The 8556-nt window shown below is 69.7% G+C and carries 8 protein-coding genes and 1 pseudogene; 1 reads left to right on the forward strand and 8 read right to left on the reverse strand.

Translation table 11 applies throughout. The features are described from left to right. The 8 genes and pseudogenes from AB0J09_RS47505 to AB0J09_RS47540 all read right to left on the reverse strand — a co-directional run. A partial coding sequence (locus AB0J09_RS47505) for a protein kinase (RefSeq protein ID WP_360706900.1) occupies positions 1-1094 on the reverse strand: 1094 nt, incomplete at its 3' end. Between the two features lie 82 nt (positions 1095-1176). Next, positions 1177-1353, reverse strand: a complete 177-nt coding sequence (locus AB0J09_RS47510) for a hypothetical protein (RefSeq protein ID WP_360706902.1) — start codon at positions 1351-1353, stop codon at positions 1177-1179. 50 nt (positions 1354-1403) lie between these two features. Continuing rightward, positions 1404-2678 (reverse strand): glutamate-5-semialdehyde dehydrogenase, encoded by a 1275-nt coding sequence (locus AB0J09_RS47515; RefSeq protein WP_360706905.1) that lies wholly within the window; start codon positions 2676-2678, stop codon positions 1404-1406. A 37-nt stretch (positions 2679-2715) separates the two neighbouring features. Then, on the reverse strand, positions 2716-3843 hold the full coding sequence (gene proB, locus AB0J09_RS47520; RefSeq protein ID WP_360706913.1) for a glutamate 5-kinase: 1128 nt from the start codon (positions 3841-3843) through the stop codon (positions 2716-2718). A gap of 108 nt (positions 3844-3951) precedes the next feature. Next, complete coding sequence (gene obgE, locus AB0J09_RS47525; RefSeq protein ID WP_360706908.1) at positions 3952-5301, reverse strand: GTPase ObgE; 1350 nt, start codon at positions 5299-5301, stop codon at positions 3952-3954. Positions 5302-5469: 168 nt separating this feature from the next. Further along, positions 5470-5727 carry a 50S ribosomal protein L27 gene (gene rpmA, locus AB0J09_RS47530; RefSeq protein WP_012893687.1) on the reverse strand — a complete coding sequence of 86 codons (258 nt, stop codon included), beginning with the start codon at positions 5725-5727 and terminating at the stop codon, positions 5470-5472. Between the two features lie 15 nt (positions 5728-5742). After that, positions 5743-6045 (reverse strand): 50S ribosomal protein L21, encoded by a 303-nt coding sequence (gene rplU / locus AB0J09_RS47535; RefSeq protein WP_043634375.1) that lies wholly within the window; start codon positions 6043-6045, stop codon positions 5743-5745. Between the two features lie 215 nt (positions 6046-6260). After that, a pseudogene (locus tag AB0J09_RS47540) lies at positions 6261-7785 on the reverse strand (Rne/Rng family ribonuclease); the annotation flags it as partial. A gap of 44 nt (positions 7786-7829) precedes the next feature. Between AB0J09_RS47540 and AB0J09_RS47545 the strand changes: the two are divergent. Continuing rightward, on the forward strand, positions 7830-8327 hold the full coding sequence (locus AB0J09_RS47545; protein ID WP_360706916.1) for a methyltransferase: 498 nt from the start codon (positions 7830-7832) through the stop codon (positions 8325-8327). Positions 8328-8556 lie beyond the last annotated feature (229 nt).

The following is an 8556-nucleotide window of genomic DNA, read 5'->3' on the forward strand; positions in this document are numbered from 1 at the left end:
CTCGTGCGGCCGCGCGGCGGAGGCACCTCGGCCCGGCTCCGGACCGCTGCCCCCTTCCCATCGGTCCCGGTACGGCTCCGAGCCGCGGCCCCATCCGCCCCGGTACGGCTCCGCGCCCCGGCGGCCTTCCCGTCCCCGCCCGAAGTGCGAGCCGCTGAGCCCTTCCCGTCGATGTTCGGCCGGGCACGCGGCGCGGGAACCTTGCTGTCCGTGTTCGCCCGGCTCCGCGCGGACTTACTCTCCTCGGCAGCGGCACGGCCCGCCTTGCCCTCATCGGGGGTGGGCTCCGGATCGGCCGTGCTGGTGGCCTTGGCCAGCCGCGACAGCCGGTCCGCCAGCAACGCAGCCGTGGGCCGCTTGCCCGGCTCCCTGTTGAGCGCGGCGCGCACCAGCGGCAGCAGCTCAACGGGCACGCCCTTGAGGTCGGCCTGCCCGTTCAGCACCGCGTACATCTGCGCCTCGGCCGTCCCCCGCCCGAACGTCGGCCGCCCCGTCGCCGCGAACGCCACCGTCGCGGCCCAGGCGTGTATGTCGGCGGGCGAGTCGACCTGCTCGTCGGCGAAGATCTCCGGCGCGGTGTAGCCAGGCGTGCCGAGGAACGTCCCGGTCATGGTGAGCCGGGTCGCGTCGAGCACCTGCGCGATGCCGAAGTCGATGAGGACCGGGCCCTCGGCGCCCATGATGATGTTGCCCGGCTTGAGGTCGCGGTGCACGACCCCGGCCGCATGGATGATCGCGAGTGCCGCCGCGATGCCCTGCGCCAGGTCCACGAGCTGGGAGACGTCGAGCGGCCCGCTCTGGCGTACGCCGTCGAGCAGCGTGACGCCCTCGATGTGCTCCATCACCAGGTAGGGGCGGGCACAGTTCAGGTCGGCGTCGAGCACCTTGGCCACGTACGGGCTCTCGACCCTGCGCAGCGCGCGCACCTCCCGCTCGAGCCTGACGCGGGAGGTCTGGTCCTCGGCCAGGTCGTGCAGGACCTTGAGCGCGACGCGCTCGTTGCGACGGTTGTGAGCGAGGTAGACCTCGCCCATGCCGCCCCGACCGAGCCGCTCGACCAGGGTGTACGGCCCGACCTTGCCGAGCTTAGTCACCGTCCCTCCCCGCCCGGCGCGCCCATAAGGGACACAACCCTAGCGCTGGGACCCGAGTCGACGCTTGAGGCACGCCGAAGGATTATCGGCGAGTGTGGTCGGAAAGCATGCTGTCGAGCCGGACCGTGGGCTCTTCCGACAGCTGCCTGCGTCCCTTCCTGCGCCAGTTGACGTGACCCCGGCTCTCCAGCCAGAGCAGCAGCCGGTCGGCGCCGAACAGCACGGCGGCCGAGAAGACAAGGGCGACCACAATCTCCATGCCTCTCAGTCAACCCGCGCTCCACGGCGCCGGTCAGGCCGACACGCCGACTAACCGGCCACCACCGTGCCCTCTGACGTGCGCAAATGCCCCTCACCGGTATAGACCCACTTGGTGGAGGTGAGCTCGGGGAGCCCCATCGGGCCGCGCGCGTGCAGCTTCTGCGTGGAGATGCCGATCTCGGCCCCGAACCCGAACTCTCCGCCGTCGGTGAACCTCGTCGACGCGTTGACCGCCACGGCTGCCGAGTCGACCAGCGCGACGAACCTGCGCGCCGCCCGCTGCGACCTCGTGACGATCGCGTCGGTGTGAGCGGAACCGTACTTCCTGATGTGGGCCACCGCCTCCTCCAGGGAGCCGACGACGGCGGCGGCGATGTCGAGCGAGAGGTATTCGGCGTAGAAGTCGTCCTCGGTGACGGGCACGACGCCGGAGCCGTAGCCGGCGATGCGCTCGTCGCCGTGCACCGTCACGCCCGCCTCCGCGAGCGCCGACAGCGCCCGCGGCACGAACGCGTCGGCGACGCCCTCGTGCACGAGGAACGTCTCGGCCGAGTTGCACACCGACGGCCGCTGCGCCTTGGCGTTGACCAGGATCTGCACGGCCAGGTCGAGGTCGGCCTCGGCGTCGACGTAGACGTGGCAGTTTCCGACGCCCGTCTCGATGACCGGCACCGTCGACTCCTCGACCACCGAGTTGATCAGCGACGCGCCGCCGCGCGGGATCAGGACGTCCACCAGGCCACGGGCCCGCATGAGCTCCTTGACCGAGTCGCGGGTCTGCCCCGGCACGAGCTGGACGGCTCCCGCGGGCACCTCGGTGCCTTCCAGCGCGTCCTGCATGACCTTCACCAGGGCCGTGTTGGAGGAGTAGGCGCTGGAGGAGCCCCTGAGCAGCGCCGCGTTGCCGCTCTTGAGGCAGAGCGCGGCGGCGTCGACGGTGACGTTGGGCCGGCCCTCGTAGATGATGCCGATGACGCCGAGCGGCACCCTGAGCTGGCGCAGCTCGAGCCCGTTGGGCAGGGTGGTGCCGCGTACGACCTCGCCGATCGGGTCGGGCAGGTCGGCGACCTCGCGGACGGCCTCGGCTATGGCGGCGACCCTGGCCTCGTCGAGCCGCAGCCGGTCGATCATCGCCTCGGACGTGCCCTGCGCCCTGGCCTGCTCGACGTCCTTGGCGTTGGCCTCGACGATCTCCGCCGCGTGCGCGACCAGGGCGTCGGCGACGGCACGTAGCGCCCGGTCCTTAGGCGCCCGCGGCAGCGGGGCCAGCTCGGCGGCGGCCTCTCGTGCCGCGTGGGCGACCTTCAGGAACTCTGTACTCATGGCTACGCTCCGTTATTACTCAACCAAAGCCGTTGGGCTAGTTGTGAGCTTCCAGTATGACGATGTCGTCACGGTGGATCAGTTCACGTTCATATTCCGGACCGAGGGCGCTCGCCAGCTCCCTGGTGGAGCGGCCGAGCAGGCCGGGGATCTCGATGGCGTCGAAGTTGACCAGGCCGCGGGCCACCACGAGCCCTTGAGGCCCGCACAGGTCCACCGGGTCGCCCGCCGCGAACTCGCCCTCCACCGACGTCACCCCGGCGGGCAGCAGCGACTTGCGCCGCCCCACGATGGCCTCCACCGCCCCCTGGTCGAGGTGCAGGCGGCCACGCCCGGTGGTGGCGTGCGCGAGCCACAGCAGGCGCGTGCCGGGGTGGCGGCCGCCTGGGTGGAAGTAGGTGCCGACGTCGGCTCCGCTGAGCGCCTGGGCCGCGTGAGCGGCCGCGGTCAGCACCACGGGAACCCCCGCCCCCGTGGCGATCCTGGCGGCCTGCACCTTCGTCACCATGCCGCCGGTGCCGACCGCCGCGCCGTTCTTCCCCAGCTCGACACCGACCAGGTCTTGGGGCCCGCGGATCTCCGCTAGGCGCTGGGTGCCGCTGCGGCTGGGCGGGCCGTCGTAGAGCGCGTCCACGTCTGACAGCAGCACGAGCGCGTCCGCGTGGATGAGGTGCGACACCAGCGCCGCCAGCCGGTCGTTGTCGCCGAAGCGGATCTCGTCGGTGGCCACGGTGTCGTTCTCGTTGACGATGGGCACGATGCCCAGCTCGAGCAGCCGCGTGAGCGTGCGCTGGGCGTTGGCGTGGTGGGCGCGCCGCATCATGTCGTCGGCGGTCAGCAGCACCTGCCCCACGCGCAGGGAGTAGCGGGCGAAGGAGGAGGTGTAGCGGGCGACGAGCACGCCCTGCCCGACGGACGCGGCCGCCTGCTGGGTGGCCAGGTCACGCGGTCGCGCGGTCAGCCCGAGCGGGCCGAGGCCCGCCGCGATCGCCCCGGAGGAGACCAGGACGATCTGCGTCCCGGTACGGCGCCGCGCCGCCAGCACGTCCACGAGGGCGTCGACACGATCGACGTCGATCATGCCCTGGGGGGTGGTGAGCGAGGAGGAGCCGACCTTGACAACGACCTTCGACGCTGAGCTGATCTGTTCCCGCACGTTTCGCAGCCTATCCGAGGCCCAAGAGCCCCTTGGCCGCCAGGGCGGCGCTCCCGGCGGCCTTGCGCATGGCGGCGGCGACCTCCTCAGGCGGGCTCTCCACCCGTGACACGGGAGTCAGAAGCGGTTGTCGGACCCTCTCGGGCCCTGCCGTACGGACTCGGCATTGAGCGTGGGCTGCCAGTCGAAGACGTAGCCGCCCTCCATCGGCCCGATGACCACCTCGGCGCCGGCGGTGGCCCCGGCCTTGGCCAGCTCCGCCTCCACACCGAGCCGTTCGAGCCGGTCGGCGAGGTAGCCCACGGCCTCGTCGTTGCTGAAGTCGGTCTGCCTGATCCACCGCTCCGGCTTCTCGCCGGTGATCTGGAACAGGTTCTCGTTGACCCGGCGCACCCGGAACCCGGCGTCGCCGAGCTGCTTGGGCCTGATGACCAGCCTGGTGGGCTCCTCGACCGGCTTGTTGGCCCGGGCCGCCGCGACCCACTCGCCCATGGCGTACGTGAGGTCCCGCAGCCCTTCGTGCGTGGCGGCCGAAATCGTGAACACCCGCAGCCCCCGTGCCTCGAACTCGGGCGCGACCAGCTCGGCCAGCTCCCGGGCGTCGGGCACGTCGGCCTTGTTCAGCACGACCAGCCGCGGCCGGTCCTCGAGCTTCCCGTACGCCTGCAGCTCGGCCTCGATCACCTCGTAGTCCGTGATCGGATCCCGGCCCGGCTCCATGGTGGCGCAGTCGATGACGTGCACGAGCATGTCGCACCGCTCGACGTGCCGCAGGAACTCGTGCCCGAGGCCCTTGCCCTGCGAGGCCCCGGGAATCAACCCGGGCACGTCGGCGACGGTGAACACGGTCTCCCCAGCGGTCACCACCCCCAGGTTGGGGATCAGAGTGGTGAAGGGGTAATCCGCGATCTTGGGCTTGGCCGCGCTCAACGCGGCGATCAGCGATGACTTACCGGCGCTCGGGAACCCGACCAGCGCCACGTCCGCGACACTCTTGAGCTCCAGCATGACGTCCAGCGACGCCCCGGGCTCCCCGAGCAGCGCGAACCCGGGAGCCTTGCGCTTGGTCGTGGCCAGCGCCGCGTTGCCCAGCCCGCCGTGCCCACCCTCGGCGATCACGTACCGCGTGCCGGCACCAACCAGATCGACCAGCACCTCACCTGTGGAGGCGTCCTTCACCACGGTCCCGTTGGGCACGGGCAGGATCACATCCGCCCCGTTGGCCCCGTCCCTGTTCGAGCCCTGCCCCTGCTTGCCGTTGTCGGCCTTGCGATGCGGCCGGCGGTGGTATTCGAGCAGCGTCGCCGTGTTGGGGTCGACCTCGAGAACGACATCACCGCCCCGCCCGCCGTCCCCGCCGTCGGGGCCCCCGAGCGGCTTGAACTTCTCCCGGTGGATGGAGGCGCATCCGTTCCCCCCGTCACCGGCACTGATATGAAGGACCACCTGGTCCACAAAGTCCGGCATCCCGCACTCCTCCATCCCCTTCGCAGGGGCCTCTCATCCCAACACATGCGCCGCGTGGCGAGCCGTACAGCGCACATCAGCGGCGCCCAGCCAAAAACAAAGGGGTGGATCGACACCGCGATCCACCCCTAAAGCAACAAACCCAGGGTCAAACGGAGAGGAGAGAACCTACTCCGCGACGGGAACGATGCTCACGGCCCGCCGGCCACGCTTGACACCGAACTGCACGTGCCCGGCCGCCAGCGCGAACAGCGTGTCGTCGCCGCCACGCCCCACGTTGTCGCCGGGGTGGAAGTGGGTGCCCCGCTGCCGGACGATGATCTCGCCCGCGTTGACCAGCTGGCCGCCGAAGCGCTTGACGCCCAGGCGCTGGGCGTTGGAGTCACGGCCGTTCCGGGTGGACGACGCGCCCTTCTTGTGTGCCATCTCTCAAACTCCCGTTCAGGCCTGCTCGATACCGGTGATCTTCACCTGGGTGTACCGCTGGCGGTGACCCTGGCGCTTCTTGTAACCGGTCTTGTTCTTGTACTTGAGAATGCGGATCTTCGGGCCCTTGGTCTCGCCGAGGATCTCGGCGCTGACCGTGAACTTACCCGCCTCGGTGGTCACGTCGCCGTCGTTGACGACGAGCACCGTCGGCAGCGAAACCGAAGAGCCGACCTCGCCGGCGACCTTGTCCACCTCGAGGACGTCACCGACGGAGACCTTCTGCTGCCTGCCGCCGCAACGAACGATCGCGTACACCGCGGAACCCTTCTACTGACTCACTGTTGTCTCGTACATCGGCCACCTCATCGAGAGGTGACCGCCGAATGCTGCGCCTGTCATTCGGCCTGTCCCAAACCGACGAACCGAGTAAGCGCGCCAACAGGGCACGTCACCTGACGCACCGATTGTCTAGGGTACCGGAACAGTGGTCCCTAGGCGAACCGGACGGAACGTCGGAAGCCCGCCGAGAGTTACTCGGTGGACTTGGCTCGGCGTGAGCGTCGCCGCCCTCTGCCGGAAGTCTGGCTGGCCTGGTCGTCCTCAGCCGGGACGTCTTCAAGCGCACCGGTCACCGTATCACGGCCCGCGGTGTCCTTGGCCGCGGAAACCTTGTCGGAGACCGCCTTCTCGATGGCCATCTTCCCCTGCGTGCCGCGCGGCTCCGGCTTGGCCTCGACCGGCTCCGTGGAGACGAGCAGGCCACGGCCGTTGCAGCACTCGCACGGCGTCGAGAACGCCTCCAGCAGCCCCTGTCCGACCCGCTTACGCGTCATCTGGACCAGGCCCAGCGAGGTCACCTCGGCCACCTGGTGCTTGGTCCTGTCACGGGCCAGGCACTCCAGCAGCCGCCGCAGCACCAGGTCGCGGTTGGACTCCAGCACCATGTCGATGAAGTCGATGACGATGATGCCGCCGATGTCACGCAGCCTGAGCTGGCGCACGATCTCCTCGGCCGCCTCGAGGTTGTTCCTGGTGACGGTCTCCTCGAGGTTGCCGCCCTGGCCGGTGAACTTGCCGGTGTTGACGTCGACGACGGTCATGGCCTCCGTACGGTCGATCACCAGCGAGCCGCCGCTGGGCAGCCACACCTTGCGATCGAGCGCCTTGCCGAGCTGCTCGTCGATCCGGTACGACTCGAACACGTCGCCCTGATCGCCGTCCCACTTCGACAGGCGCTCGCCCAGGTGCGGCGCGACGTACTTGACGTAATCGTCCACCGTGTCCCAGGCATCGTCGCCCTGCACGACCAGCGAGGTGAAGTCCTCGTTGAAGACGTCGCGCACGACCCTGATCGTCAGGTCGGGCTCGGCGGACAGCAGCTCGGGCGGGCTCGCCGACTTGGCCTTCTTCTGGATGTTCTCCCACTGGGCGGACAGCCGGGCCACGTCACGGGCCAGCTCATCCTCGGACGCGCCCTCTGCGGCGGTACGCACGATCACGCCGGCGTTCTCCGGCATGACCTTCTTCAGGATGCTCTTGAGCCGCGTGCGCTCCTTGTCGGGCAGCTTGCGGCTGATGCCGGTCATCGACCCGTCGGGCACGTAGACGAGGTAACGCCCGGGCAGGCTGATCTGCGACGTGAGCCGGGCGCCCTTGTGGCCGATCGGGTCCTTCGTGACCTGCACGAGCACCGACTGGCCCGACTTCAGCGCCGACTCGATGCGTTTGGGCTGGCCCTCCAGCCCGGCGGTGTCGAAATTCACCTCGCCGGCGTACAGGACGGCGTTCCTGCCCTTGCCGATGTCCACGAACGCCGCCTCCATCGAGGGCAGCACGTTCTGGACCTTGCCGAGGTAGACGTTGCCGACGTAGGACTGGCTGGCCTCGCGGTTGACGTAGTGCTCGACGAGGACACCGTCCTCGAGGACCGCGATCTGCGTGCGGTCGCCCTGGCGGCGCACCACCATCATCCGGTCGACGGATTCGCGGCGGGCCAGGAACTCCGACTCCGTGATGATCGGCGGGGGCCGGCGCCCCAGGTCGACGTCGGCGGCGGCCGAGGCACTCTGCTCGCCGAGATCCTGCGCAACCATTCGCATCTGCGCGGCGTGCTGGTCGAACTCGACCGGGTCGCGGACGAAGCCCGCGACCACCTGACCACCGCCTATCCCGACCTCACCGGCCGGTATGAGATCGTCAACGGCGATATGTTCCAGAACGTTCCCGCTCGCCCGCAGGCGGTCTACCTGCTCTCCCGCGTCATCCACAACTACGGCGACGACCAGTGCGCAGCCCTTTTGCAAAGGCTCGCCTCGGCGATGGGTGAGAGCGGACCCGAGGCCGAACTGTTCCTGATGGAACACCTGCTCCCCGAAGACCCTCAAGCGGACGAGGCTCAGCTACACCCCAGCCACGCACTCGACATGATCATGATGACGCTCACCGTCGGAGGTCAGGAGCGCACCCGGCTCCACCTGAGCAGGCTGCTCACTGATGCCGGATTCATCCTGCCTGCCGCCGAGGCCAAACCGAATCTTCCAGCAGAGATGACGCTTCTGATCGCCCGCCTCAACCCGGACGCCTCGCCCCCGCGGTAACACCCGCGGTTCTCACCCGCAGAGCGACGGCCGACCACACGGTTCTGGCCCGGCCGTTCCTGAGGCCGGCGCTTCCCGGCCCGCAACCCCGGCGGCGGCACGGCACCACCCGCTGGGATACCGATCCTGAACCTCACCGCGCACCCGCGCAGCCCACCGCAGCAGGTGCGCGGTCTCCCCGCCCCACCCATACCCATGGAAGGGCGGGAGCCAGGGGGCCGCCGCCCAC

Source organism: Nonomuraea sp. NPDC049784 (assembly GCF_040659615.1).
Classification (GTDB): Bacteria; Actinomycetota; Actinomycetes; order Streptosporangiales; family Streptosporangiaceae; genus Nonomuraea.